Raw genomic sequence first — 25,502 nt, 5'->3', positions numbered from 1 at the left:
GAAGTAGAGCGGGGCGTGTTGACCGTGAAGAGCGGCCGCCGTGAGAAGAGCGCCGACAGCGTGACCTACCTGCACCAGGGCATCGCCCAGCGTGCCTTCAAGCTGTCCTTCCGCCTGGCTGATCACATTGAGGTGAAAGGCGCGAGCTTGAAGAATGGCTTGCTCAATATCGATCTGGTACGTGAAGTACCGGAAGAGGCTAAGCCCAAGCGCATCGCTATCAACGGTCAGTTGAGTGCCGATGAAAAGCCAGCGCTGGAAGGTCAGATTGCCTAAGTATAGCCGGCATCAAACAGTAGAAAAGGGGCGCCATGTGCGGCCCCTTTCTTATTCATGCGTGGAAATCGCTCAATAGCTTCATAAAGGCCTTGGCTGCATTGGAATGCGTTCGTTCTGTATGAGCAATGTAGCCCAGGCGGCGTTTGAGGTGTATTCCAGGCAAGGGGAGACTCACGACCTGTTCATCAAGCATTGTCCGTGGAAGAACGCTCCAGGCAATGCCGATGGAGACCATCATTTTAATGGTCTCCAGATAATTTGTGCTCATTGCAATGTTGGGGGTGAGCTGCTGCGCTTCGAACAAGCCCCGCACGATGTGATGGGTAAAGGTATTTCCGCCTGGGAAAACGGCAGGGTGCGCAGCAACGTCAGCCAGGCTGATTTGCTCTGACATGGCCAGGGGGTGCTCAGGCGCTGCGACAAAATCGAGGGGGTCATCCCAGACAGGTGAGGCCTGGATAAGCGGCGATGCTTCTGGCGCCAAGGTGATGATGCCAAGCTCCACACGTCCCTGTAGCACTTCCTCATACGCCGCCTCTGAGTCAAGAAAGCGAATATCCAGGGAAACCTTGGGATGTAGGCGTGTAAAGGTCCTGAGTACCGGCGGTAGCCGATGTAATCCAATGTGATGGCTGGTGGCCAAAGTCAGTTTGCCGGCAATCTCGCCATTGAGATTGGCCAGTGCTCTTCGGGTGTCAGCCAAGGCGTCTTTTACTTGGTAAGCCCTAGGTAAAAGCGCTCGACCTGATTCGGTCAGGCTGATTTCCCGCCCAATACGATCGAAGAGACGTGTTTCCAGTTGCTGTTCAAGGCTGGCAATTCGTTTGCTGACGGCAGGTTGTGTCAAATGCAGCCGTTCGCCTGCCTCGGAAAAACTTCCACTCTCAGCAACTGCTATAAACGCATTGAGGTTATTCAGATCCAAAAGATGGATTCCTAATGGTTATGCAGATCATGAAAATTATGAATTTGTTTTATGAGAGCATCAAGCGTTAGGATCACTTTACAAGCCCTAAGGGCATAGAAACACGCCGATGAGGACGTTAGTGATGGCTGGCAAGACCCTTTACGACAAGCTCTGGGATATGCACTTGGTCAAGCAGCGCGATGATGGTTCGGCACTGCTGTACATTGATCGTCATATCATTCATGAGGTGACCTCACCTCAGGCATTCGAAGGCCTGCGGTTGGCTGGGCGCAAGCCTTGGCGTCTAGGCGCCAATCTGGCAACGCCAGACCACAACGTGCCAACCACGCCGGATCGTAAGGAAGGTATTGCTTCCATCAAGGATGAGACGTCTCGCATTCAGGTTCGTACGCTCGACGAAAACTGCGATGACTTCGGTATTACTCAATTCAAGATGAATGACGTACGCCAGGGCATCGTGCATGTCATAGGCCCAGAGCAGGGCGCCATCCTGCCCGGCATGACTGTGGTATGTGGTGACTCCCATACGTCCACCAATGGTGCGCTTGGGGCCTTGGCTCATGGTATCGGGACGTCCGAGGTTGAGCACGTACTTGCGACCCAGTGCCTGGTCGCGAAGAAAATGAAAAACATGTTGGTACGCGTCGAGGGTGAATTACCTTTCGGCGTAACCGCCAAAGACATCATTCTGGCTGTGATCGGCAAGATCGGTACGGCGGGAGGTAATGGGCACGCTATCGAGTTTGCAGGCAGTGCCATTCGCGCCTTGTCGATGGAAGGCCGAATGACAATCTGCAACATGTCAATTGAGGCGGGCGCACGCGTAGGCATGGTGGCGGTCGATCAGACCACGATCGATTACGTAAAAGGGCGCCCTTTTGCCCCTGCGCCCGAGTATTGGGAGCAAGCCGTAGCGGTATGGCGCGGGCTGGTCTCTGATGAAGATGCTGTCTTTGATACCGTCATCGAGTTGGACGCGACCAAGATCAAGCCTCAGGTTAGCTGGGGGACTTCCCCTGAAATGGTGGTTGCTGTAGATCAAGCCGTTCCTGATCCGGCCCAGGAGCGAGACGCCGTGAAGCGTGGCTCTATTGAGCGCGCATTGAAATACATGGGATTGCAGGCCAGTCAGCCTATTACTGATATCCGTCTGGATCGAGTGTTCATTGGCTCCTGTACCAACTCTCGCATTGAAGACCTTCGCGCCGCGGCGGCTGTCGCCAAAGGCCGTAAGGTGGCGAGTTCCATCAAGCAGGCGCTGGTGGTGCCTGGGTCTGGCCTGGTAAAGGCCCAGGCTGAAAAGGAAGGTCTGGATAAGGTCTTTATCGACGCAGGTTTCGAATGGCGTGAGCCGGGCTGCTCAATGTGCCTGGCAATGAACGCGGATCGCCTTGAAAGCGGTGAGCACTGCGCATCCACATCCAACCGCAACTTCGAAGGGCGTCAGGGTGCCGGTGGTCGTACGCATCTGGTAAGTCCCGCCATGGCCGCTGCGGCAGCGATTGCAGGGCATTTCGTTGACGTTCGTGAATTCGGCCGCGTTTAAGGAGTATCTCATGCAGGCATTTACTCAGCATACAGGCGTGGTTGCTCCACTAGATCGCGCCAATGTCGATACGGATCAGATCATCCCTAAGCAGTTTCTGAAATCTATCAAGCGGACCGGCTTTGGCCCCAACCTGTTTGATGAGTGGCGTTATCTGGATGTAGGGCAACCTGGGCAGGACAATAGCCAGCGTCCACTCAATCCGGATTTCGTGCTTAATCAGTCCCGTTACCAGGGGGCCAGCATTCTTCTGGCGCGGGAAAATTTCGGATGTGGATCATCCCGTGAACACGCGCCTTGGGCGCTGGATGGATACGGCTTTCGCGCTGTGATTGCTCCAAGCTTTGCTGATATCTTTTTCAACAACAGTTTCAAGAACGGTTTATTACCAATCGTCCTGCCAGAACAGGAAGTGAGTGAACTCTTTGCTCAGGTTGAGTCGACAGAGGGGTATACCCTTGAAATCGATTTGGCCTCGCAGGTTGTGAAACGTCCTGATGGCAAAGTCATTCCCTTCGAAATCGACGCGTTCCGCAAGCACTGTTTGCTTAATGGGTTGGATGACATTGGTCTGACCCTGCAGGATGCGGATGCCGTCAGGGCATTCGAAAAGACATACCAACAGGCCAATCCCTGGTTGTTTCAAAACGCATGAGGTAGGCAACATGGCTGGTGATCACGAACAAATTGTCCAATCCCAATTCGGTACGATGGCTGAGTCGTACCTAGGGAGTAACGTCCATGCTCAAGGCTCTGAACTGCAGGAGATGCGGGAACAGGTAGCCAAACGCGAGCAGGCAAAGGTTCTGGATCTCGGGTGTGGGGCCGGCCATGTCAGCTACAACATTGCGCCTGTGGCGGGCTCGGTGGTGGCATTGGATCTGTCAGAAGAGATGCTGGCCATCGTCAAGCGTACGGCCAATGAGCGCGGCATCGACAATATCAGTGTGCAACCCGGGATGGCTGAGCGTCTGCCGTTTGGGGATGCCAGCTTTGATTTCGTTCTTAGTCGGTATTCCGCGCATCATTGGCGTGACATCGGTTCAGCCCTGAGCGAGGTGCGGCGTGTGCTGCGTTTCAATGGTCAGGCTGCGTTTGTAGATGTTATCTCGCCTGCCAACCCCCGTCTTGATACCTATCTTCAGACCGTAGAAATCCTGCGTGATAACAGTCACGTCAGAGACTACTCCATGGCTGAGTGGCTCCAGATGCTGGGTGTTGCTCGTCTGGGAGTAACCCGCTGTGTTCGCCAGCGGCTGCGCTTGAACTTCCTGGAGTGGGCCGAGCGGATGAATACGCCTGAGCCCATGCGCCAGGCCATACGCACGGTACAAGGCCGGATTGGCCAGGAAGTCCGTCATTATTTCGAAATTGACAAGGACGGCTCCTTTACCGTCGATGTGATGGTACTTTGGGCCCAGCCTATATGATCTGGGTGGTGCCCTTGCACCACCTCTACTTTTCCATGGATAAGTGAGATAACAATGAGCAAACAGATCCTCATTCTGCCAGGCGATGGCATTGGCCCTGAAATCATGGCTGAGGCTGTTAAGGTTCTGAATCGCGTCAACGACATGTTCGCATTGGATTTCGAGCTGATCGAAGATGTGATCGGCGGTGCAGCCATCGATAAGCATGGCGTTCCGTTGGCTGATGAGACGCTTGAAAAGGCTCAGGCAGCAGATGCTGTTCTGCTGGGTGCTGTGGGTGGTCCCAAGTGGGACAAGCTTGATCGTGCGATTCGTCCTGAAAAGGGTTTGCTCAAGATTCGTTCTGCGCTAGGTCTGTTTGCCAATCTGCGTCCGGCCATTCTCTATCCGCAATTGGCGGAGGCCTCTACCCTCAAGCCAGAAGTGGTGTCAGGTCTGGACATCCTGATCGTGCGCGAGCTGACCGGCGGGATCTACTTTGGTGGCCCTCGCGGTATCCGCACGCTCGATAACGGTGAGCGTGAGGGTTTTAATACGCTTCCCTACAGCGAAAGCGAAATTCGCCGGATCGCACGTGTCGGTTTTGAAATGGCTCGTGTCCGTGGCAGGAAACTCTGCTCGGTAGACAAGGCTAACGTCATGGAGTCCAGTCAGCTATGGCGAGAGGTTGTGGAAGAGGTCGCCAAGGATTATCCGGATGTCGAGCTGAGTCATATGTATGTCGATAATGCGGCCATGCAGTTGGTGCGCGCGCCCAAGCAGTTCGACGTGATGGTGACGGACAACATGTTTGGCGACATTCTGTCGGATGAGGCCTCAATGCTGACCGGTTCGATTGGTATGCTGCCTTCCGCTTCGCTGGATGCCAACAACAAAGGCATGTACGAGCCCTGTCATGGTTCGGCGCCGGATATCGCCGGACAGGGCATTGCCAACCCGTTGGCTACGATTCTTTCCGTTTCCATGATGCTCCGCTACAGCTTCAACCAATCAAAGGCCGCTGAGGCGATTGAGCAGGCGGTAAGCCGTGTTCTGGACCAGAACTTGCGTACAGGCGATATATGGTCAGCGGGCTGTCAAAAAGTAGGTACTCGCGAAATGGGCGAGGCAGTAGTCGCGGCGCTCGCAAGTGAGTAATCTGTACGGCCGGCCGGAGCGCTTCCGGCCGCCACTTCCAAAAAAGGTGCAGTAGCAATGAAGCGTGTAGGTTTAATCGGATGGCGCGGTATGGTGGGATCCGTGCTCATGCAGCGTATGCTGGATGAACGTGATTTCGACTTGATCGAGCCGGTGTTCTTTACCACCTCCAATGTAGGGGGCGAAGGTCCTTCCATTGGAAAAGATATCGCTCCGCTGAAAGATGCCTACAGCATTGACGAACTCAAGGGCCTGGACGTCATCATCACGTGCCAGGGCGGCGATTACACCAGCGAAGTTTTCCCGAAGCTGCGGGAAGCCGGTTGGAACGGTTACTGGATTGACGCTGCGTCTACCTTGCGTATGCATGACGATGCCGTGATCGTTCTGGATCCCGTAAACCGTCGAGTGATCGACCAGGCGCTTAACGAGGGCACCAAGAACTACATCGGTGGCAATTGCACCGTTAGCCTGATGTTGATGTCTCTGGGCGGGCTGTTCGAGGCTGGCCTGGTTGAGTGGATGAGCGCAATGACCTATCAGGCAGCGTCAGGTGCCGGTGCTCAAAACATGCGTGAGCTGATTCGCCAAATGGGTGCGACGCATGCAAGCGTTGCTGACGATCTGGCAGATCCTGCCAGTGCGATTCTGGATATTGATCGTAAGGTGGCGGAAACGCTACGGGGCGAGTCTTTCCCGGTAGAGCAGTTCGGTGTGCCGCTTGCAGGGAGCCTTATTCCCTGGATCGACAAGGAGCTGCCTAATGGACAGAGCCGAGAGGAATGGAAGGCGCAAGCGGAGACGAACAAGATCTTGGCCCGCTTCAAAAACCCGATTCCTGTCGATGGTATCTGTGTCCGCGTGGGCGCCATGCGTTGCCACAGCCAGGCATTGACCCTCAAACTTAACAAGGACGTGCCGATTTCCGATATCGAAGGTTTGATCAGTCAGCACAATCCATGGGTCAAGCTGGTGCCGAACCACCGTGAAGTCAGCATGCGTGAGCTGACCCCTGCTGCGGTAACAGGCACGCTTAACGTGCCGGTAGGTCGTCTGCGTAAGCTGAACATGGGCTCCCAATACCTGGGCGCCTTCACTGTCGGCGATCAGTTGCTATGGGGAGCGGCTGAGCCGCTGCGCCGTATGCTGCGTATTTTGCTTGAGCGTTGATGTATTACTCCTCATTCCGTTGAGATCATGCTTCTCCATGATTCACGGCAATTGAAAGTCTTAAAGGCGGCCGCTACAGTGCCGCCTTTTTTCATTCTGGGCCCCTGCACATGAACACATCCCTTTCGGTCGTTGTCGTTGGTGCAACAGGCAACGTTGGCGAAGCTATCGTGACATTGCTGGAGGAGCGTGATTTCCCGCTCGTCCACCTTTATTTGGTAGCGTCAGCTGACTCTGTTGGTCAGTCTATTGCCTTTCGCGGCAGAAACCTGCGCATAACGGCAGCTGATGACTTTGATTTTGGCAAGGCTCAACTGGCCTTTATGGCAGCTGATACGGTATCGGCCGGGACGTTGGCAGAAAAAGCGTTCGAGGCGGGATGTTCGGTTATTGACCTGACTGGCTCTTTGGATAGCTTACGTTCGCCGCGTGTGATGCCGGACGTCAGCAGCGAACTCATTAGCCAGCAGCAAAGGCCTTGTCTGCTGTCAGTGCCGAGTGCACCTGCCGCAGTACTCATTAGTACACTGGCTCCCATTTGCCATCAAAGTGCTATTGAGCAGGCAACTGTTACCGCTTGTCTCGCTGCCTCTAGTCGGGGTAGAGCCGGTGTTCGAGAGTTGGCGCGGCAAACAACCGAGCTGCTAAATGCGCGTCCACTGGAACCAAAGGTATTTGGCAAGCAGTTGGCATTCAATGTGCTAGCACAGACCGGTGAACCACAGTCAGATGGCTATACTGCAGTTGAGCATAGAGTCATGGGCGAGTGTAAAGAAGTGTTGGGCGACAGTCTCGGAACATTGGCGGTCAGTTGTATTCAAGTGCCAGTGTTCTTTGGCGATAGTCTTTCGGTAACCGTTAAAACACGTGATATTTTGGCTATAAAAGATCTGAATTTGGCCTATTCTAAGCATGAAGGCTTGGAATTGTTTGATGCAGAAGAATATCCAACGGTCGTGGATGATGCGATCGGACGTGATGAAATATTGATTGGGCGCGTCAGACATAATCCTGAAGATCCACATCTGATTGAAATGTGGATCGTTTCAGATAATGTTCGAAAGGCGGCTGCGCTTAATGCCGTGCAAACGGCTGAATTATTGATAAAACATTATCTGTAAAAGATACTGATTTAAGTTAGGGCAGACTTATCAGTAAATAATTGGCTAGGCGTACCGTTCAAACTGGCCGGTCATCTTGAACGGTACCTAGGTAAGCAAATCTGCTGCCGACAGAAATCATAAGGGAAAGCTATGGTTCGGGTTCGAAAATTAGTGCTAGCAATCGCGGCGGCATCCGCCTTTGCGTCAGGAGCGACGTATGGCCTTGGCCTCGGTGATATTCATCTGAATTCATCATTGAATCAGCCATTCAATGCGGTCATTGACCTCAAGGATGTTCGCGACCTTTCAGCAGAAGAATTGCGCCCCGTTCTGGCTTCCCCTGAAGACTTCAGTAAAGCCGGCGTCGATAGAAACTATTTTCTGACCGATCTTAAATTTACGCCTGAAGTCCGAGCGGACGGGCGTAGTGTTATTCGTATTACGTCATCCAAGCCGGTACGTGAGCCCTACTTGAACTTCCTGCTGGAAGTGAGCTGGCCAAGCGGTCGCGTGCTTCGCGAGTACACCGTTCTACTGGACCCACCGCTTTACACGCCTCAAACGGCGGCAGCACCCGTAGCGCCTGTTACGGCGCCTGCACCATCAAGACCTGCGCGTCCAGCGGCAACCCCGGTACCTTCAGGTGCAGCGGGTGTGCCTGTCACCATGAATGGTGAGTACACGACCAGCCCGAAAGATACCCTGTGGGAAGTGGCAGACCGTACTCGTCCCAACGACAACGTTTCTGTACACCAGATGATGCTGGCTATCCAGGATCGTAACCCTAGTGCGTTTTTGAGCAATAACATCAATTTGATGAAGAGTGGGCAGGTTCTTCGTCTCCCCAATGATGAGCAGATAAGAGTGCGTTCCCAGCGCCAAGCATTGGAAGAAGTGGCTGCTCAGAACCGAGCCTGGCGTGGTGGTCTGCAGGCTGCTGATGCCGCCAGCGTGCCAGGTTCGCCTCGACAACTTGATGCTACCAACAGGCAAGGCCCGGAGAGTGCACCGGGGGCGGCCGAGCAGCAGGACAATCTGCGCCTGCTTTCCGGTCAGCAGGGCAAATCAGCCTCTGGTAGCGACCAGGGAAATAGCGGTAATAACCAGGCGCTGGCAGACAAGCTGGCCGTGACGCAAGAAAGTCTGGATTCGACTCGTCGCGAAAACGAAGAACTCAAGAGTCGCATGAGCGATTTGCAAAGTCAGCTGGACAAGTTGCAAAAGCTGATGCAACTCAAGGATGCCCAGCTAGCTCAGCTGCAGGCTTCGGCTGCCAATCAGGGTGTTGCTCCAGAATCCCCTGAGGCGTCGGCTCCGGTAATCACTCCGCCGGCCACAACGGCAGAGGGTGAGCCTGCTCAACCTACGGCTGATCAAAGCGCGCCTGAACAGGCTGAAGCAGCGCCTCCCGCTACGCCAGAGGATACTGCACCCGATTCGGCCAGTGCTCCAGAAGTGCCGGCCGAAACACCCGCGGCGCCTTCGGCTACTACGCCTGCCATGCCCGCCACTGCAGCTCCGGCTCAGCCTGTTGAACCTGTTGCCGAAGAGCCCGCCAGTTTCCTTGATCAGATATTTGGAAACACCCTCTGGTTGGGTGTAATTGGTGGCAGTGCGCTGTTGGCGCTGCTGGTTCTTCTGATGGTTATCTCTCGCCGCAACGCCATGCGTGAAGCCGAGCGTGAGGCCGCCTTGGAAGAGGAGCAGTCCATTGGTGCCTATCGTGTCGATCCCGATATTCATGAAAGCAGTCTGGACGGCTTGGATATAAGCGACCTGTCCGAAAGCAATCTGGATAATCAGAACACCGATGCCAAGCAGCCGTCTGACGCGCTAGGTCAGGCTGATATCTATATGGCCTATGGGCGCTTCAATCAGGCTGCTGATGTTCTGCAGAAAGCCAGTGATGAGGAGCCGCATCGCGCTGACTTGCGTTTGAAACTCATGGAAGTGTATGCCGAGATGGGCGACCGTGAGGGTTTCATTCGCCAGGAAAATGAGTTGCGTGAAATTGGTGGATCCCAGCCGGAAGTCGAGCAGCTCAAGTCCCGTTACCCTGCTATGGCTGCCGCGGCAGCTGCAACAGTCCTGGGTGCGGCGGCGCTGGCTGCTGCGCACGAGGTCAGTGAGTCCGAGGAGCATCGCCTTGATGAGCCCGAGACTACTGAGAAGCTCGATGACGATTTCGATCTGAATTTCGATGACTTCAAGCTGGATGACACTGAAGAGCCAACGGTGGTGCGCGAAGATACGAATACACTCGACTTTACCGCAGAAGAAACCACTGCTCAGACTGCCAAGGACGATGATTTTGACTTTGACTTCGATCTGTCGAGTGATTCGGAGCGTCCGGTAGCACCCGAGCATACGGCGTTAAATGACGAGTTCTCTCTAGATCTGGACGAGTCGGATCGCAACGCTGAGCCGGTGGCCTTTAGCGAGCCTGCGGTTCACGCTCCTGAGGATGACTTCAGTCTCGATCTGCCAGATAATGAAACGAAGCCTTCGGACGTGAATGATCTGTCGGATGACTTCGATCTTTCCATTGACGAGCCAGGAGCAGAGCCAGAGCCTATTGCTGAGCGTGAAACGCCTGAAGCGGCTAACCCACAAGCACACAGCTTCGAAGCTGAGCTTCAGCGCGCCAATGCTGATCTGGAGCAGAGCAGTCCTGATCTGAGGGATGAGACTGTAGCTGAGGAGCGCAAAGACGAAGCCAGTACTGACTTCGGCAGTTTTTCTGCAGAGAGTGGTTCAGGTCTTGATGACGATTTCGATTTCCTTTCGGGTGAAGATGAGACGGCAACCAAGCTTGATCTGGCCCGAGCCTATATCGATATGGGCGACGCGGATGGGGCTAGAGATATCCTTGATGAGATTCTGGCCGAAGGTAGTGATGCCCAGCGTAATGAGGCTCGCGAGATGTTGGCCCAATTGAGTTGAATATGACTGAAAGTGTTAACACAGCGGCAGCCGAGGAGGCTGCCGTTGGCGTTTCAAGAATAGCCCTTGGTGTAGAGTACATGGGGGCTCGCTACCGCGGCTGGCAAAGGCAGCAGGCTGGCGTGATATCCGTGCAGGAAGCCCTTGAGAAAGCGTTGAGCCGGGTGGCAGCTCAGCCTGTGACGGTTTCCTGCGCGGGTCGTACCGATGCGGCTGTGCATGCCAGCGGTCAGGTCGTGCATTTTGATACGGCGGTTGATCGTCCGCTTCATGCCTGGGTGCTAGGGGCAAATGCCAACCTGCCTAAGGATATTAGCGTAGCGTGGGCCAAGCCCATGCCTCATCACTTTAATGCGCGTTTTTCAGCCGTCGCGCGTCGATACCGCTACGTGATTTACAACGATCCTATTCGACCTGCTCATCTGGCCGAGCAAGTTACCTGGAATCACCGTCCGCTAGATGTTGAGCGAATGCGAAGTGCTGCGGCCCTTTTGGTTGGGACGCATGATTTTACATCGTTCCGTGCGCAACAGTGCCAGGCCAAATCTCCCATCAAGACTGTTCATCATCTGCATGTGCAGGTGTTCGGCTGCTTTATTGTGCTCGATATCAGGGCCAATGCTTTCTTGCACCATATGGTGCGGAACATAGCAGGCGTATTGATGACGATCGGCGCAGGCGAGCGGCCTGTCGAGTGGGCTGCCCAAGTGCTGGACGCCTGCGATCGTAAAGCGGGAGGCGTGACGGCGCATCCCTATGGGCTCTATCTGGTCAGGGTCGAATACCCTGAAGAGTTTGATTTGCCTGAGCGCTACCTGGGGCCGCATTTCCTGTCGGCTCTCCCTGATATGGCGAACTGACTAAGCCTCCGCCTTCTGATACCATCGTCTGATTTTTCAGTCCGGGTAAAAAGACGTGTCAGCGGTCCGTGTGAAAATCTGTGGAATCACATGCGTCGAGGATGCATTGGCCGCCGCTCATGCTGGCGCCGATGCTATCGGGCTCGTCTTTTATAGAAAAAGCCCTCGTTCCGTATCGATCTCCCAGGCCAAGCGCATCATTTCTGCTTTGCCTCCATTCGTGACAACGGTAGGGCTTTTCGTCGATGCGTCCCGCTGTGAGATTGACGAAACACTGGATGCCTTGCCGCTTGATCTGTTGCAGTTTCATGGTGAGGAGACGGCAGCCGATTGTGCGCGGTATCGTCGGCCTTACATGAAAGCGCTGCGTATGAAGCCGGGTGAAGATATTGCTGCTCGTTGTCAGGAATACGCCAGTGCAAATGCCATCTTGCTAGATACCTACGTTCAAGGTGTTCCCGGTGGAACAGGGCAGGCATTTGACTGGGCGCAAATACCGCAGGGATTATCCAAGCCTATCGTGCTGGCAGGTGGGCTTGGGATTGAAAATGTAGCCGATGCCATTGCCAGAGTGCGTCCTTACGCTGTTGATGTCAGCGGCGGGGTAGAGTCAACCAAGGGTATAAAGGATCACGAAAAGGTTCGTGCATTCGTTGATGCCGTACGGCGTGGTTAGGATTAAAAGGATCAACTGAGGCCATGTGACGGCAATTGAATTAAGACCGTCAACAGGCTAAGTCGGGCCCGAACCGTTTCGGGTCATCAATGATTTTTCTGCTTGATAATTACTAGCAGAGTTTAGGTTGGGCTAGCCCGTTAGGGCGGAGCCTGGTGGCGTTGAGTTGGACATGCTGTTCAATCTCCGTTCACCATCAATTCATAATTCGCTCAGGGATTGTGTGTCGAGCTCAGGACTTGATACATGCGAGCCCATGCAAGTGGAGAGTAATGCATGAGCAATTGGCTGGTAGATAAACTGATTCCTTCGATCATGCGTTCCGAAGTGAAACGCAGTTCTGTACCTGAAGGGCTGTGGCACAAGTGTCCTTCTTGCGAGTCGGTGCTTTACCGCCCGGAGCTGGAAAAGAATCTGGATGTCTGCATGAAGTGTGGTCATCACATGCGCATCAATGCTCGTCGTCGTCTGGACATCTTTTTGGATGCGGACGGGCGCGAGGAGCTTGGCGCTGAGCTGGAGCCTGTTGATCGCCTGAAATTTCGCGACAGCAAGAAATATAAGGATCGTCTGACGGCTGCTCAAAAGGAGACTGGCGAAAAAGATGCCCTGATTGCTATGAAGGGCTCGCTGATGGGTATGCCGGTGGCGGCCTGCGCATTTGAATTTTCGTTCATGGGCGGTTCCATGGGCGCGGTCGTGGGTGAGCGCTTTGTACGCGCCGCCAATGTAGCTCTGGAACAGCGTTGTCCGCTGGTCTGTTTTTCGGCGTCGGGTGGAGCTCGTATGCAGGAAGCGCTGATATCGCTGATGCAGATGGCCAAGACATCTGCAGTATTGGCTCGCTTGCGTGAAGAGGGGATTCCTTTTATCTCCGTCTTGACAGACCCTGTATATGGTGGTGTTTCGGCAAGTCTTGCCATGTTGGGTGATGTGATTGTTGCTGAGCCCAAGGCACTTATCGGATTTGCAGGCCCTCGCGTCATTGAACAGACTGTGCGTGAAAAGCTTCCGGAAGGTTTCCAGCGCAGTGAGTTCCTGCTTGAGCATGGTGCGGTGGATATCATTGTGCCGCGCGCTGAGCTGCGCAGTCGTCTCTCCAAGTTACTGGCTACCCTGCAGAACGTTCCTAGCCCGGCGGCCTGATGAACAACAAGTCCCTGGCCGATTGGCTGAGTTACCTCGAACAACTGCATCCCACTGCCATTGACATGGGCTTGGACCGCTCGCGCAAGGTGGCTCAGGCACTTGCGCTGGGGCGTCTGGCGCCTCGAGTCGTTACGGTTACAGGAACAAACGGCAAGGGATCGACATGTGCGTTCCTGGCTCGACTGTTACGTGCCTCGGGGTTGCGTGTCGGGGTTTACAGTTCGCCGCATCTGTTGCGCTATAACGAGCGTGTCTCCATTGATGGGCAGGACGTAGACGATCAGACGTTATGTGAGGCATTTGCTGCCGTTGAGGCGGCACGTCAAGACACCTCGCTAACGTATTTTGAAATGGGCACGCTTGCTGCCTTCTGGCTGTTCGCGCGTGCGGAGCTCGATGCGGTCATTCTCGAGGTTGGGCTTGGCGGTCGCCTGGACGCAGTTAATCTGGTCGACGCTGACTTGGCACTTGTCACCAGCATTGGGTTGGATCACGCCGAATGGCTCGGTAACACGCGAGAAAGCGTTGCGTTTGAAAAGGCGGGTATTTTTCGTTCGGGAAAACCTGCCCTCTGTGGCGACCTTGATCCGCCTGTTCCACTGCTGGAGCAGGCGGAGCGTCTGAATGTTCCGCTGTTTTGCCGGGGTAAAGACTTTGATCTTCTTATGGAGCCCCATAGTTGGTTTTGGAAGGGCGTAGCCGCTGATGGCGAGGTGTTGACATTGCCCGGCATCCCTTTCCTTGATCTTCCTATGGAAAACGCTGCGCTGGCTTTGCAGGCGTATGTGTTGCTAGATATCGAGTGGGTGCCTGAAAAGATAGTCCAGGCTCTTGTGGACACAGCCGTAGTAGGGCGGCTGGATCGCCGTCAGGTAAGTATCGATAACAAGCAAATTCACTTGCTTCTGGATGTGGGGCATAACCCCCACGCAGCAGAGTATTTGGCTCGGCGATTATCTGTACGCAAACCCAGCGGGCGTCGCCTAGCTGTATTTGGCCTGCTTTCTGACAAGGATTTGCACGGCGTTATTACCCCACTGCTTGCAGTAATCGGCGAATGGTTTGTGGCTGAGCTGCCAACGCCTCGGAGCCGTTCTGCGCAAGAGCTACATGCTGCGTTGCGCAATCAGGGGCAGGCCGTGCATTGTCACGACACTATAAGAAATGCATTAAGTGCAGCGGCTGAAATGGCTACGGAAGACGATGAAATCATCGTATTGGGTTCTTTCTACAGCGTGGCAGAGGCGCTAGGCTGGTTGCATAGCCAAGCACAAGGGGAATAAAAAATGGATCGAGTGCTCAAGCAGCGTATCGTTGGTGCCTTGGTGCTGGTTGCCCTGGCCATTGTATTCATACCAATGCTTTTTACTCGTCAGGATGAGACCCGCCAGGTGGTTGTAGAGCCAGCACCTCGACCCCAGGCCCCTGCAATGCCTGAAGTAGCTGTAAAGCCGGTAGAGACGCCAGAGGTGATACCGGACAAGCCTGAAAATGCAGCTTCGTTACCCAGTGCGCCAATTGCATCCGTGCCGGAGATTTCCAATGCTGATGCGCCAGTTGCTCAATCTTCACAACCCAATGCTCCTGCCTCTCAGGCCAGCGCACCTGCTGTAGCGCAGGCACCCCAGGCCAAGGCTGCACCAGCGGCGCCTCCGTCTACGCAGCCAGCGCCCGCCGCTCAGCCGGAGAAGCGGCTGGACAACAACGATCTGCCTGTAAGCTGGTCCGTGCAATTAGCCAGCCTGTCTAACAAGGCTCGTGCAAATGAGCTGCAAAACACGCTGCGCAGTCAGGGTTACAATGCGTATGTACGCAGTGTGGATGGGATGAATCGCGTGTTTGTAGGTCCTGTCGTTGACCGAGGGGAGGCAGACCGCTTACGTGACCAGTTAAGCCGTCAGCAAAAGGTAAATGGCTTTGTAGTGCGTTTCCAGCCGGAACGCGGTTAACCAAATCGAAAGGCTCTGCTAATATGCAGGGCCTTTTTTAGTTGTGGGTCTCACCGTGGGCTTCACCTGGGCGGATTGGGCGATCATTGGCGTTATCGCTATTTCCAGTTTGATTAGCTTGAAGCGTGGCTTTGTAAAGGAAGCGCTTTCATTGCTGACATGGATAGTGGCAGGTGCTGTAGCATGGCTGTTCGGCGGTGCGCTGTCTCAATACTTCAACGACTATATCCAGATTCCTTCAGGGCGTATCATTGCTGCATGCGCGCTGCTATTCATTGCTACGTTGATGGTCGGTGCTCTGGTCAATTTCCTGTTGGGAGAGCTGATTCGGGTCACCGGGCTTTCAGGTACTGACCGTTTTCTCGGAATGGCTTTCGGGGCCGCACGTGGCGGCTTGTTGATCGTGGTACTGGTAGGGCTGCTGAGCCTGGCTCCAGTACAGCAGGATCCCTGGTGGAAGCAATCCGTATTGCTTCCCCATTTTCTTTTGGTGGCTGACTGGTCCAAGAACTTCATGTTGGGGTTTGCAGGGAACTGGATGACTCAGGCAGCCGTGCCGCACACGCTTAATGAGCTGGGTGGTATTGCCAAGTAAACGATGCGTTCACGCATCCAATCGAACTAGTCTTAACAGTGGGGTTCCGTCACATGTGTGGCATCGTTGGCATTGTGGGCAAATCAAACGTCAACCAGGCGTTGTATGACGCGCTCACCGTCCTACAACATCGTGGTCAGGATGCAGCTGGCATAGTGACCAGCCTGGACGGAAAGCTCTATCTGCGTAAGGACAACGGGCTGGTTCGGGATGTGTTTCAACAGCGACATATGCAGCGTCTAGTTGGCAACATCGGTATCGGCCACGTCCGTTATCCCACTGCCGGCAGTTCATCCTCTGCTGAGGCCCAGCCGTTTTACGTCAATTCGCCCTACGGTATTACACTGGCGCATAATGGCAACCTGACCAATGTGGCTCAGCTCTCTCAAGAGATCTATGAGTCGGATTTGCGTCACGTAAACACCAATTCCGACTCGGAAGTGCTGCTCAATGTTTTTGCACATGAGCTGGCAGTGCGTAACAAGCTGCAACCCACTGAAGATGATGTATTTGCTGCCGTCTCTGGCGTACATGAGCGGTGCCGGGGAGGGTATGCCGTTATCGCCATGATAACCGGGTATGGCATGGTAGGTTTCCGGGACCCCCATGCCATTCGGCCAATCGTGTTTGGGCAGCGTCATACCGAAAAAGGCGTCGAGTACATGATCGCCTCGGAAAGCGTATCGCTGAATGTACTGGGGTTCACCCTCATTCGTGACCTGGCTCCTGGCGAGGCGGTTTACATTACGGAAGACGGTCGCTTGTTCACGCGCCAGTGCGCGGCAAATCCCAAATATGCGCCGTGCATTTTCGAGCATGTTTACCTGGCTCGTCCGGACTCCATTATCGATGGTATTTCTGTATACAAGGCGCGGTTGCGCATGGGTGAAAAACTGGCTGAGAAGATTCAGCGGGAACGCCCTGATCATGATATCGATGTAGTTATTCCCATTCCGGATACGAGCCGCACTGCAGCACTGGAGCTGGCGAATCACCTAGGCGTCAAGTTTCGTGAAGGCTTCGTCAAGAATCGCTATATCGGCCGCACGTTTATCATGCCGGGGCAGGCTGCACGCAAGAAGTCGGTTCGCCAGAAGCTGAACGCCATTGAGCTGGAGTTTCGAGGCAAGAATGTCATGCTGGTTGATGACTCCATCGTTCGGGGTACTACTTGCAAGCAGATTATTCAGATGGCCCGTGAAGCTGGCGCAAAGAATGTATATTTCTGTTCAGCGGCGCCTGCGGTGCGGTATCCCAATGTCTATGGTATCGATATGCCCAGCGTCCATGAGCTGATCGCACACGGTCGCTCTACAGAAGACGTTGCACGCTTGATCGGTACGGATTGGCTCATCTATCAGGATCTCAATGATCTAGTCGATGCCGTTCGTGGTGGCAATCCAAGTATCGAAAACTTCGACTGCGCAGTGTTTGATGGTCAGTACATTACAGGCGATGTCGATGAGGCATACCTGCTCAATATCGAGCAGGCCCGTAATGATGCCGCTAAAACCACGTCACATGCGGTGCATGCCATCATCGACCTGTACAACGACTGAGGAGCTTTTGCATGAGTCATGACTGGGACGCCGGGCGGCTTGATAGCGACCTGGACGGTGTAGGTTTCGATACCCTTGCCGTTCGCGCAGGCTATAACCGCTCGCCTGAGGGTGAGCATGGTGAGGCGCTGTTTTTGACATCGAGTTATGTCTTCCGAAGTGCAGCCGATGCGGCCAAACGTTTCGCTGGCGAAGTACCGGGTAACGTTTACTCGCGTTACACCAACCCTACGGTACGGACCTTTGAAACGCGAATTGCAGCGCTTGAAGGGGCAGAGCAGGCGGTAGCTACCGCTTCCGGTATGTCGGCCATTCTGGCGTTGGTGATGAGTCTGTGCAGTGCAGGTGATCACGTGCTGGTCTCGCGCAGCGTGTTTGGCTCCACCATTAGCCTGTTCGAGAAGTACCTCAAGCGTTTTGGTGTTGAGGTGGATTATCCGCCGTTATCAGATATCGAGGCATGGCGTGGTGCCTGCAAGCCGAACACTAGGCTTTTCTTTGTCGAGTCACCTTCTAACCCGCTTGCCGAGTTGGTCGACATCGCAGCGCTCGCTGAAGTAGCCCATGCCCAGGGTGCACTATTAGCGGTCGATAACTGTTTCTGTACGCCCGTACTGCAGCAGCCGTTGGCGTTGGGCGCTGATATCGTGGTGCATTCAGCAACCAAGTATATCGACGGACAGGGTCGTAGCATGGGGGGGGTGGTCGCAGGACGTGCCGAGCACATGAAGGAGCTGGTGGGCTTTTTGCGTACAGCAGGCCCCACGCTGAGTCCTTTCAATGCATGGCTGTTCCTCAAGGGACTTGAAACGCTGAAGATTCGCATGCAGGCGCACAGTCAGTCAGCACTGCAGCTGGCGCGCTGGTTGGAAGCGCAGCCCGGTGTTGAGCGAGTGTTTTACGCTGGCCTGGAAAGTCATCCACAGCATGAACTCGCCAAGCGCCAGCAAAGCGGCTTTGGTGCCGTGGTCAGCTTCGAGGTGGCAGGTGGCAAAGAGGCCGCATGGCGTGTCATTGATGCTACGCGCATGATCTCCATAACCACTAATTTGGGCGATACCAAAACGACCATTGCTCATCCTGCTACCACGTCGCATGGTCGTTTATCGCCAGCTGAGCGGGCCAATGCGGGTATCAGCGACAGCTTGATTCGCATTGCCGTTGGGCTGGAAGACATTGAGGACATCAAGACCGATTTGGCTCGAGGTATAGCAGCGTTGTGAATGAGGCATATCAAATGTTGACCGGTAGCAAGGTAGCGCTGGTTACAGGGGCGGCGCGTGGTATTGGGCTGGGTGTCTCGGCTTGGCTCATTACCGAAGGATGGCAGGTGGTTCTGGCTGATATCGACCGTAGCCGTGGGACGCGTGTGGTGGAAGCGCTTGGCGATCGTGCCTGGTTCATGGAAATGGACGTGGCGAACGAAAGTCAGGTGGAGGCCGTCATTGCCGAGGTGGTGGGTCAGTTTGGCCGATTTGACCTTCTGGTGAATAATGCCGGCCTCTCCGACCCCCATAACGAGCCGTTGGAAACACTGACATTGGCACGCTGGAATCAGGTGCTATCGGTTAATCTGACGGGCGCTATGCTGACAGCTAAGTATGCCGCTCCCTATCTTCGTGCCAATCGTGGTTCCATCGTCAATGTGGCATCGACGCGCGCGCAGCAGTCAGAAATATCCACCGAAGCCTATGCTGCCAGCAAAGGAGGTCTTGTTGCACTTACCCATGCGCTGGCCATGAGCCTTGGGCCAGATATTCGTGTGAACGCTGTCAGCCCTGGCTGGATTGATTCCCGGGATCTTTCTCAGCAACAGGCTGAGCCGTTGACGGAGCTGGATCATGAGCAGCATCCGGTAGGAAGGGTAGGCACCGTAGAAGATGTGGCAGCGCTGGTAGCCTGGCTTGCATCAGAGGAAGCTGAATTTGTTACCGGTCAGGAATTTACCGTTGACGGTGGAATGACCAAGAAAATGATTTATTTGGATTAAATGATAAATAAATCTTGACGGATCAAAGAGGTATGCGCAAAATGCGCGCCATCCAAGAGGGTGACCTCTTGATTCTTCCGGGCGTTAGCCCGACCGACGCGCAGCGGTAGTTCAGTCGGTTAGAATACCGGCCTGTCACGCCGGGGGTCGCGGGTTCGAGTCCCGTCCGCTGCGCCATTTTATCTTTGCTCTCATTAACATCCTTGTGCCATCTCCGAGCAACTCGAAGCATGACATGCCACTTGGATGATTATCTCAAAAGCTTGCTTCGTTAACTGTCAGGTTTAGTGAGCAAGCACTACTGCAAACATAAACGCTTAACCTTCCTTGCGAATAGCTTTGCGGAAATCTCCTGGAGTCAGGAGTGTCCAACGCTTGAACGCTCGCTGAAACGCAGCGGCAGAGGCAAAGCCAAGCACGTACGCCACTTCTCCAAAGCTTAAATCTGTATCGCGAATATAGCTTATAGCAAGCTCTCGACGCGTATCGTTCAAAATATCCAGATAACGTGTTCCCTCATCTGCCAGCTTTCGTCGCAGTGTCCAGGCAGGCATCTGTAGACGCTTTGCAATTTCTTCAAGCGAAGGTTCTCCGTTTTTTAGCAGAGGGCCGAGTATAGATACGATACGCTCGGTTAGACTGTGTTGCCGTGTAATCTGCTGCAGCTCAGTTCTGCAGATGTCCAGAAGCGCTTTCCAGGTGCCTGGAAAATAACTAAGACCTGGAAAGGCCAACGTCTTGGCATCAAGCATGATTGCATTGGTTTCTGCACCGAACTCCACCATGCAGCCAAAGCGTTCGTCGTAAGATGCCGTGCAGGAGGGGCGGGGATATTCGATCAGGACCCTGGTTGGCCTTACAGGATTACCTGTGATGTTTCCTAGCATTGCGATCCATCCAGACAGTACTTGGTCTACCACGAATCGGTTGTAATCGTTGTAAGGACTGATGGAGTAGAAATGCATCCAGGCATGGCTGTCTTGGCGAGTGAAGCGAGACTGTCCACGGTAATTGCTGCCGTACAACAATTCATAATCCAGCAGCGTACGAGCGGCGTCTCCCAGTGTTGGTGCATGCAGGCTGGCTATGCCGGCAAGGCCCAGATGGACAGGCAGGCTCTGCTGGCCGATATCCAGTCCTAGAGCAGGCTCCTGGGTAAGTTGAATGGCAGCATGTCCCAGTCGCATGTATCGGGGAATGGACAGGCGTGCATTTGGTGTTGCAAACGTCGAGTCATCAATGCCGAAGCGGAGCAACAGCGTCGTTGGATCGTGGCCTCTGGCACGTACCGCGTTGGCCAGGGCGTGGACAAATCCTACTGATAAATCACCCAGGCGCAGGCGCTTTCGATTCATAGCCAGAGGTTTAGCAACTTGGCGCCGCCCTGTGGGGTATCGAGTGGCGTGAGAATCGGTTGCTCCTTGAGCATAAGCTTGCTCTGAGGCGTTGAGCGAAGCCCCCATGCTTGACCGCTGGCAAACACCTGAACGCCAGCATGCGCCCCGGTAGCCTGAAGTGCCTGGCGTATGTCCAGCGTGCTGCGCTCGCTCAGGGCGGGTATGACCAAAAGGTCCGTCTTTACGTTCGCCTGCATGTCAATTGAGTCGCTGCCTAGGATGACGCCTAGCTTACCGGCAGCAGTTTCGATGACTTGTGGCGTGATGCCAGGATGTTCTTTGCCGGATAGCCAGGGGCTGCGATACGGTTTTGCCAGTGGATGGCCCGTTGGATCAAACACTACGCAGGTGTTGTAGAGCTTACCTGTGCCAACCCGTAACAGGCCTTCCTTCATGCGTGGAGAGGGTAGAACGATCGAGCCCGCCACAACAGTAACCGAAAACTGGCGAGCCAGCCCGCCAAACAGGATCTGATAATTTCCTGCCATATCCCAGGCTTTCATTCTCAGCAGGGCTTCATCGAATCGCTGATCGCTTTTTGATGCAAGCCAGGCACGGGTGAACTTGACGGGGTTGCTGAGGGCTAGCCACTGGCGAGCTTCGTTTAGCTGGGCAGTGTTGTAAACGATAGGTTTCTCGCCAGTAAGCATAAGCCCTGTTCCAATATGCTCGGGGAATACCACAATCGTCTTGTCATTGAGCAATCCCTCGCGCTGGGCTTTGGCGAGGTAGCCTTCAAGCTTCAGTCGCAGACGCTCAGGGGTCTGGTAGTCGAGTGCAAACAGCTCCGGCTGAATCGCCAGCAGGTTGCCGTGGCCCTTGGCTTCGCCTGCATTGATTGCCAGCTCGCTTCGCAAATCCGATAAATAATGAAAGGTCGGCCGTTGGGCTATCCAGCCTGCGACTGCAGCGAAGATGCAGATGATGAATAGAAATACAAACTTGCGCATTAAAGCTCCGCGTTGAACCAGGCGTGCCCAAGGGCTTGAACACTCTGACTGAAAATTCCACGTCAGGGTAGGGAAAATGCCTTTAAAAGCCAAGCCGGGGGTGTGCACCATGGTTAATGAGTTGTCATTTACGGTGATTGAGTCTGCGGGACAGGCAGCTTATGTTTTTCCCATAACGTCCATAACAGGCTTTTAGCCATTGGCCTTGGAGATTCCCGTGACTGCTATTCATTACCCTCACTTGCTTGAGCCGCTAGACCTGGGTTTCACCCAGCTGCGAAACCGAACACTAATGGGATCCATGCATACAGGGCTTGAGGAGCGGCCGGATGGCTTTGAGCGCATGGCGGCTTATTTTGCCGAGCGTGCCCGCGGTGGAGTTGGTCTGATCGTGACTGGAGGGATTGCGCCCAACGAGGAGGGTGCGGTGTATAGCGGTGCGGCCAAGCTTACTACTGAGGAAGAGGCTTACCGCCACAAAACAGTCACTCAGGCGGTTCATGACTGTGATGGAAAGATCTGCCTGCAGATTCTTCATGCAGGACGTTATGCCTATACCCCAAAGCTTGTCGCCCCTTCGGCTCTTCAGGCACCTATCAACCCTTTCAAGCCAAAGGCACTGACTACCGAGGAAGTCTACAAGCAGGTCGATGACTACGTCCGGTGTGCCCGATTGGCTCAACTCGCGGGTTACGACGGTGTAGAGGTGATGGGGTCGGAAGGATACTTCATCAATCAGTTTATCGTGGCGCGAACCAACCACCGTGAGGATGAGTGGGGCGGATGCTATGAGAACCGTATCCGCCTGGCTGTAGAAGTGGTACGGCAGATTCGAGAAGCAGTGGGTGAGGCGTTTATCGTAATCTTCCGTCTGTCTATGCTGGATCTGGTAGAGGACGGCAGTGGTCCGGAAGAAATTGTGCAACTGGCCCAGGCGATCGAGCGGGCTGGCGCCACGCTGATCAATACCGGCATTGGCTGGCATGAGGCGCGCATTCCCACGATTGCGACACTGGTGCCAAGGGGAGCATTCAGTCAGGTAACTGCTCAGCTGAAGGGTAGAGTGAATATCCCCTTGATAGCTACCAACCGCATCAATATGCCGGATATGGCAGAGCGCATACTGGCAGAAGGGCAGGCGGACATGGTCTCCATGGCGCGCCCGTTCCTGGCTGATCCTGAGTTCGTTATAAAGGCTGCTACAGGACGGGCAGATGAGATCAACACGTGCATCGCCTGTAACCAGGCCTGCCTGGATCATACCTTTGCGGGCAAACTGACCAGCTGTCTAGTCAATCCAAGGGCGTGCCATGAAACCGAGCTCAACTACAGCCCTGTCAGTAAGACCAAGCGTATCGCAGTCATTGGTGCAGGGCCGGCGGGTTTGGCGGCAGCCACCATAGCAGCACAGCGGGGCCATTCAGTGACTCTGTTTGAGCGCTCCGAAATTATCGGAGGGCAGTTCAATGTTGCCAGGCGTATACCGGGCAAGGAGGAGTTCAACGAGACGCTTCGCTACTTTGGTAAACGTCTTGAGCTTACAGGCGTTACCGTAAGGCTGGGGCACGAGGTACGGGCTGAAGAGCTGATTCAGGGAGGCTATGACGATATCGTTTTAGCGACAGGAATCGTACCGCGTACGCCATCCATCCCGGGTATTGAGCATCCGTCTGTCATCAACTATCTGGACGCCATATACGGACATAAGAACATTGGTGCACGGGTAGCGGTTATTGGTGCGGGAGGAATAGGATTTGATGTGGCTGAATTTGTCACTCATCAGGCGCATCTGGATACCTTGAGTCCGACAGCCTTCTGGCGAGAATGGGGAATCGACACGACCCTACAGGCCAGAGGGGGAGTTACAGGTATTTCGCCTGAGCCTACACCCCCTGCTCGAGAGGTTTATCTGTTGCAGCGTAAAGCGACCAAGATGGGCGAAGGCTTGGGCAAGACAACAGGTTGGATTCACCGCACCAGCTTGAAACACCGTCAGGTAAGAATGCTGAACGGGGTGGAGTATCTCCGTATTGATGATCAAGGGTTGCATATCCGGATTGGTGAAGACGTTCGGGTTCTGGCCATTGATACCATCATTGTCTGCGCTGGGCAGGAGCCCAAACGAGACCTGATGGATGCCCTGTCTTCGGCTGGACAGCGTGTGCATGTTATTGGAGGGGCGGATGTGGCTGCAGAGCTTGATGCCAAGCGGGCCATCAATCAGGGTGCCCGCCTGGCAGCGATGTTATGAAACCTGACTGCATGCACTGAAACAGCTTGCCAAACAATAATGTGCATAGGTGCTGAGTCGTTCACATAAGCCACCTAGTCTTTTAACTGAAAGGCCCTAGACTGTAGCAATGGGTTTAGGGCCGATGTGCCTTAAATAAAAGTGTTGTGCTGTCCGGTTGTACGTCCGGTGCCAAGGCGCCTATGAGTCATGCGCTTTTCCAATGGGTCGAGGACTGCCCCATGAATACATTGAATAAGGCTCAACGAGCCGAAGCGGTGCTGTTCTTTGATGAAGAAGGATCAGTCATCAAAGAAATGCTCTATCACGAATTCGAAGCATTGCTGGATGCTTTCTTTGCATTGCCCCAATTCGCCCAGCGGCGAGTTCGGCTGGCCTATGTGACGATCGATCTACAGCTGTGCATCCGATCAGGTGTCTTTTTCTATCTGGATTTCACCCGTACGGGGGCTGCAGATCCCAATTGGAACATTCCGCTACGCGAAATGGCCGAGCGCGCCGGGCGTGGCCCGGATCTGGGTGCAGGACCTATCAGGCTTGCCTGTCGCAGTCAGTGTCCGATTTCCTGGCATCAGCCCAGCCTGTGGGACCCTGAACTTGTCGCAGGTCGAAATGACCTGATTGAGCTTCGAGAATGCATCAAGCGTAATCAGCTTGGGCTGGCCCGTACCGAGGCTGTCGTTGACGAAGTCAAACCTGAACAGCTTCATATGGCAGAAGAGCATCAGTGGTATGTTCAAGAGCCCTCTGCGTCGACTGTACATGTTGATCTGGCCAATCTCGAACAAGAGCATCAGGCAAAGATGGACCACCTTGTGCGCCAGCAGCGGCTGCGTATCCTCGCCCTGACGCGCAAGCATGAAGAGGAGCTGGTTCAGCTCAAGCAGGAAGCCGAGCACCTGCAGACTGCCTTGGCTGAGCAGGAGCGGATGAACGGTATGCTGATGAAAAAGCTGGAGCAGGAGGCCAGTCAGTATCGTTCGACTCGAAATGAGCTGACTCAGCAATTGCGAGCCCTGGAGAAAAACAGCGAATACAAGCTCGAGGCGTTCAAGATTCAATTCGAGGCCGAGCAGCAGGCCCGTATCGAAACGGCAGTAGCCGACTACAAGGAACAATTGGCCATCCGAGAAGTTGAGCTGGCTTATCGGGAGGAGCTGGATTCGCAATTGGAAGAAGAGCTCGAGCAGCTCAAGGCGAAATGTGCACGGCTTGAAGCGGGGAGTGGCAGCAAGCTGCTTGAAAGAATGGCAGACAGTGGCGTCATATTCGTGACTTACCAGCCTGGTGCAGGGCACATGACACTGTCACGCACGGATGTCATGCGGTTTGTTGAAAGCCCATTGGCTTACACAGCTATGCACTGCCGGGTGACACAACCGCATTACGAGCAATGGCTCTCTCATTACAAGCATCCTGTTTGCCAAAGGGCATTACCGGGTGGCATGCCGTGTAGTAAGCCGCTCCAACGTGTTGATTCACCTAGCCAGTTCATTCGAGGCGAGTCTGACTGCTGTCTTCAGCATCAAACAGCGGCGTTTCTGAAAAACCAGGCAGGTTAACATTGGACTTGTTGTTAAAAAGTCCACC

22 protein-coding genes and 1 tRNA gene are annotated in these 25,502 nt (G+C 54.4%); 20 read left to right on the top strand and 3 right to left on the bottom strand.

Annotation, left to right across the window (positions count from 1 at the left end):
• Positions 1-276 (top strand): Hsp20 family protein (locus PLU01S_RS20330; RefSeq protein ID WP_139803987.1); only part of this gene is annotated, 276 nt, incomplete at its 5' end.
• Between the two features lie 55 nt (positions 277-331).
• Here PLU01S_RS20330 and PLU01S_RS20325 read toward each other — a convergent pair.
• The gene (locus tag PLU01S_RS20325; RefSeq protein WP_074823838.1) at positions 332-1,204 is read right to left on the bottom strand and encodes a LysR family transcriptional regulator; all 873 of its coding nucleotides are present in this window, start codon (positions 1,202-1,204) and stop codon (positions 332-334) included.
• A gap of 124 nt (positions 1,205-1,328) precedes the next feature.
• On the opposite strand from PLU01S_RS20325, the gene leuC reads away from it, so the two are divergent.
• From leuC to PLU01S_RS20240, 17 genes are all read left to right on the top strand, one after another.
• Positions 1,329-2,753 carry a 3-isopropylmalate dehydratase large subunit gene (gene leuC, locus PLU01S_RS20320; protein WP_019365757.1) on the top strand — a complete coding sequence of 475 codons (1,425 nt, stop codon included), beginning with the start codon at positions 1,329-1,331 and terminating at the stop codon, positions 2,751-2,753.
• A gap of 10 nt (positions 2,754-2,763) precedes the next feature.
• Complete coding sequence (gene leuD, locus PLU01S_RS20315) at positions 2,764-3,408, top strand: 3-isopropylmalate dehydratase small subunit (RefSeq protein ID WP_074823840.1); 645 nt, start codon at positions 2,764-2,766, stop codon at positions 3,406-3,408.
• 10 nt (positions 3,409-3,418) lie between these two features.
• A complete protein-coding gene (locus PLU01S_RS20310; RefSeq protein WP_010794946.1) occupies positions 3,419-4,183 on the top strand; it encodes a class I SAM-dependent methyltransferase in 765 nt (254 codons plus the stop codon).
• A gap of 54 nt (positions 4,184-4,237) precedes the next feature.
• A complete protein-coding gene (gene leuB / locus PLU01S_RS20305; RefSeq protein ID WP_074823843.1) occupies positions 4,238-5,320 on the top strand; it encodes a 3-isopropylmalate dehydrogenase in 1,083 nt (360 codons plus the stop codon).
• A 57-nt stretch (positions 5,321-5,377) separates the two neighbouring features.
• Entirely contained in the window at positions 5,378-6,490 is a 1,113-nt protein-coding gene (asd, locus tag PLU01S_RS20300; protein ID WP_010794944.1) for an aspartate-semialdehyde dehydrogenase, read from the top strand.
• A gap of 110 nt (positions 6,491-6,600) precedes the next feature.
• Entirely contained in the window at positions 6,601-7,611 is a 1,011-nt protein-coding gene (locus PLU01S_RS20295; RefSeq protein ID WP_074823846.1) for an aspartate-semialdehyde dehydrogenase, read from the top strand.
• A 132-nt stretch (positions 7,612-7,743) separates the two neighbouring features.
• On the top strand, positions 7,744-10,536 hold the full coding sequence (locus tag PLU01S_RS20290) for a motility hub landmark protein FimV (protein WP_074823850.1): 2,793 nt from the start codon (positions 7,744-7,746) through the stop codon (positions 10,534-10,536).
• 2 nt (positions 10,537-10,538) lie between these two features.
• Positions 10,539-11,396 carry a tRNA pseudouridine(38-40) synthase TruA gene (gene truA, locus PLU01S_RS20285; protein ID WP_019365761.1) on the top strand — a complete coding sequence of 286 codons (858 nt, stop codon included), beginning with the start codon at positions 10,539-10,541 and terminating at the stop codon, positions 11,394-11,396.
• Between the two features lie 55 nt (positions 11,397-11,451).
• A complete protein-coding gene (locus tag PLU01S_RS20280) occupies positions 11,452-12,072 on the top strand; it encodes a phosphoribosylanthranilate isomerase (RefSeq protein ID WP_074823859.1) in 621 nt (206 codons plus the stop codon).
• A 276-nt stretch (positions 12,073-12,348) separates the two neighbouring features.
• A complete protein-coding gene (gene accD, locus PLU01S_RS20275) occupies positions 12,349-13,218 on the top strand; it encodes an acetyl-CoA carboxylase, carboxyltransferase subunit beta (protein WP_010794939.1) in 870 nt (289 codons plus the stop codon).
• Positions 13,218-14,504 (top strand): bifunctional tetrahydrofolate synthase/dihydrofolate synthase, encoded by a 1,287-nt coding sequence (gene folC, locus PLU01S_RS20270; protein ID WP_074823861.1) that lies wholly within the window; start codon positions 13,218-13,220, stop codon positions 14,502-14,504. The genes accD and folC overlap by 1 nt, the downstream gene beginning before the upstream one ends.
• A 3-nt stretch (positions 14,505-14,507) precedes the next feature.
• On the top strand, positions 14,508-15,170 hold the full coding sequence (locus tag PLU01S_RS20265; RefSeq protein ID WP_074823864.1) for an SPOR domain-containing protein: 663 nt from the start codon (positions 14,508-14,510) through the stop codon (positions 15,168-15,170).
• A gap of 55 nt (positions 15,171-15,225) precedes the next feature.
• Positions 15,226-15,765, top strand: coding sequence for a CvpA family protein (locus PLU01S_RS20260; RefSeq protein WP_037030388.1), 540 nt, complete (start codon positions 15,226-15,228; stop codon positions 15,763-15,765).
• Between the two features lie 53 nt (positions 15,766-15,818).
• On the top strand, positions 15,819-17,324 hold the full coding sequence (purF, locus tag PLU01S_RS20255; RefSeq protein WP_010794935.1) for an amidophosphoribosyltransferase: 1,506 nt from the start codon (positions 15,819-15,821) through the stop codon (positions 17,322-17,324).
• An 11-nt stretch (positions 17,325-17,335) separates the two neighbouring features.
• Complete coding sequence (locus tag PLU01S_RS20250; protein WP_019365767.1) at positions 17,336-18,547, top strand: O-succinylhomoserine sulfhydrylase; 1,212 nt, start codon at positions 17,336-17,338, stop codon at positions 18,545-18,547.
• A gap of 14 nt (positions 18,548-18,561) precedes the next feature.
• Positions 18,562-19,314, top strand: coding sequence for an SDR family oxidoreductase (locus PLU01S_RS20245; RefSeq protein ID WP_074823866.1), 753 nt, complete (start codon positions 18,562-18,564; stop codon positions 19,312-19,314).
• A gap of 100 nt (positions 19,315-19,414) precedes the next feature.
• Positions 19,415-19,491: transfer RNA gene (locus PLU01S_RS20240), tRNA-Asp, on the top strand.
• A gap of 140 nt (positions 19,492-19,631) precedes the next feature.
• On the opposite strand, the gene PLU01S_RS20235 is transcribed toward PLU01S_RS20240, so the two are convergent.
• Together PLU01S_RS20235 and PLU01S_RS20230 are read right to left on the bottom strand one after the other, a co-directional pair.
• Entirely contained in the window at positions 19,632-20,669 is a 1,038-nt protein-coding gene (locus tag PLU01S_RS20235; protein WP_010794932.1) for an AraC family transcriptional regulator, read from the bottom strand.
• A complete protein-coding gene (locus PLU01S_RS20230; protein WP_010794931.1) occupies positions 20,666-21,661 on the bottom strand; it encodes a carbon-nitrogen hydrolase family protein in 996 nt (331 codons plus the stop codon). The genes PLU01S_RS20235 and PLU01S_RS20230 overlap by 4 nt, the downstream gene beginning before the upstream one ends.
• 217 nt (positions 21,662-21,878) lie before the next feature.
• On the opposite strand from PLU01S_RS20230, the gene PLU01S_RS20225 reads away from it, so the two are divergent.
• Complete coding sequence (locus tag PLU01S_RS20225; protein WP_074823869.1) at positions 21,879-23,912, top strand: NADPH-dependent 2,4-dienoyl-CoA reductase; 2,034 nt, start codon at positions 21,879-21,881, stop codon at positions 23,910-23,912.
• Positions 23,913-24,133: 221 nt separating this feature from the next.
• Complete coding sequence (locus tag PLU01S_RS20220; protein ID WP_074823871.1) at positions 24,134-25,474, top strand: hypothetical protein; 1,341 nt, start codon at positions 24,134-24,136, stop codon at positions 25,472-25,474.
• Positions 25,475-25,502: the final 28 nt, after the last annotated feature.

This window comes from Pseudomonas luteola NBRC 103146, assembly GCF_002091675.1.
In the GTDB taxonomy this organism is placed as follows: domain Bacteria; phylum Pseudomonadota; class Gammaproteobacteria; order Pseudomonadales; family Pseudomonadaceae; genus Chryseomonas; species Chryseomonas luteola.
The sequence above is the reverse complement of the archived record's forward strand: the minus strand, read 5'-3'. Positions and strand labels throughout refer to the sequence as shown.

Bases quoted from the DNA above. Each gene is read 5' to 3' on its own strand.
- asd (WP_010794944.1), top strand. From the start codon at position 5,378: ATGAAGCGTGTAGGTTTAATCGGATGGCGCGGTATGGTGGGATCCGTG.
- PLU01S_RS20230 (WP_010794931.1), bottom strand. From the start codon at position 21,661: ATGCGCAAGTTTGTATTTCTATTCATCATCTGCATCTTCGCTGCAGTC.
- PLU01S_RS20295 (WP_074823846.1), top strand. From the start codon at position 6,601: ATGAACACATCCCTTTCGGTCGTTGTCGTTGGTGCAACAGGCAACGTT.
- leuC (WP_019365757.1), top strand. From the start codon at position 1,329: ATGGCTGGCAAGACCCTTTACGACAAGCTCTGGGATATGCACTTGGTC.
- PLU01S_RS20220 (WP_074823871.1), top strand. From the start codon at position 24,134: ATGAATACATTGAATAAGGCTCAACGAGCCGAAGCGGTGCTGTTCTTT.
- PLU01S_RS20235 (WP_010794932.1), bottom strand. From the start codon at position 20,669: ATGAATCGAAAGCGCCTGCGCCTGGGTGATTTATCAGTAGGATTTGTC.
- PLU01S_RS20290 (WP_074823850.1), top strand. From the start codon at position 7,744: ATGGTTCGGGTTCGAAAATTAGTGCTAGCAATCGCGGCGGCATCCGCC.
- PLU01S_RS20245 (WP_074823866.1), top strand. From the start codon at position 18,562: ATGTTGACCGGTAGCAAGGTAGCGCTGGTTACAGGGGCGGCGCGTGGT.
- PLU01S_RS20310 (WP_010794946.1), top strand. From the start codon at position 3,419: ATGGCTGGTGATCACGAACAAATTGTCCAATCCCAATTCGGTACGATG.
- leuB (WP_074823843.1), top strand. From the start codon at position 4,238: ATGAGCAAACAGATCCTCATTCTGCCAGGCGATGGCATTGGCCCTGAA.
- leuD (WP_074823840.1), top strand. From the start codon at position 2,764: ATGCAGGCATTTACTCAGCATACAGGCGTGGTTGCTCCACTAGATCGC.
- purF (WP_010794935.1), top strand. From the start codon at position 15,819: ATGTGTGGCATCGTTGGCATTGTGGGCAAATCAAACGTCAACCAGGCG.
- PLU01S_RS20265 (WP_074823864.1), top strand. From the start codon at position 14,508: ATGGATCGAGTGCTCAAGCAGCGTATCGTTGGTGCCTTGGTGCTGGTT.
- truA (WP_019365761.1), top strand. From the start codon at position 10,539: ATGACTGAAAGTGTTAACACAGCGGCAGCCGAGGAGGCTGCCGTTGGC.
- accD (WP_010794939.1), top strand. From the start codon at position 12,349: ATGAGCAATTGGCTGGTAGATAAACTGATTCCTTCGATCATGCGTTCC.
- folC (WP_074823861.1), top strand. From the start codon at position 13,218: ATGAACAACAAGTCCCTGGCCGATTGGCTGAGTTACCTCGAACAACTG.
- PLU01S_RS20250 (WP_019365767.1), top strand. From the start codon at position 17,336: ATGAGTCATGACTGGGACGCCGGGCGGCTTGATAGCGACCTGGACGGT.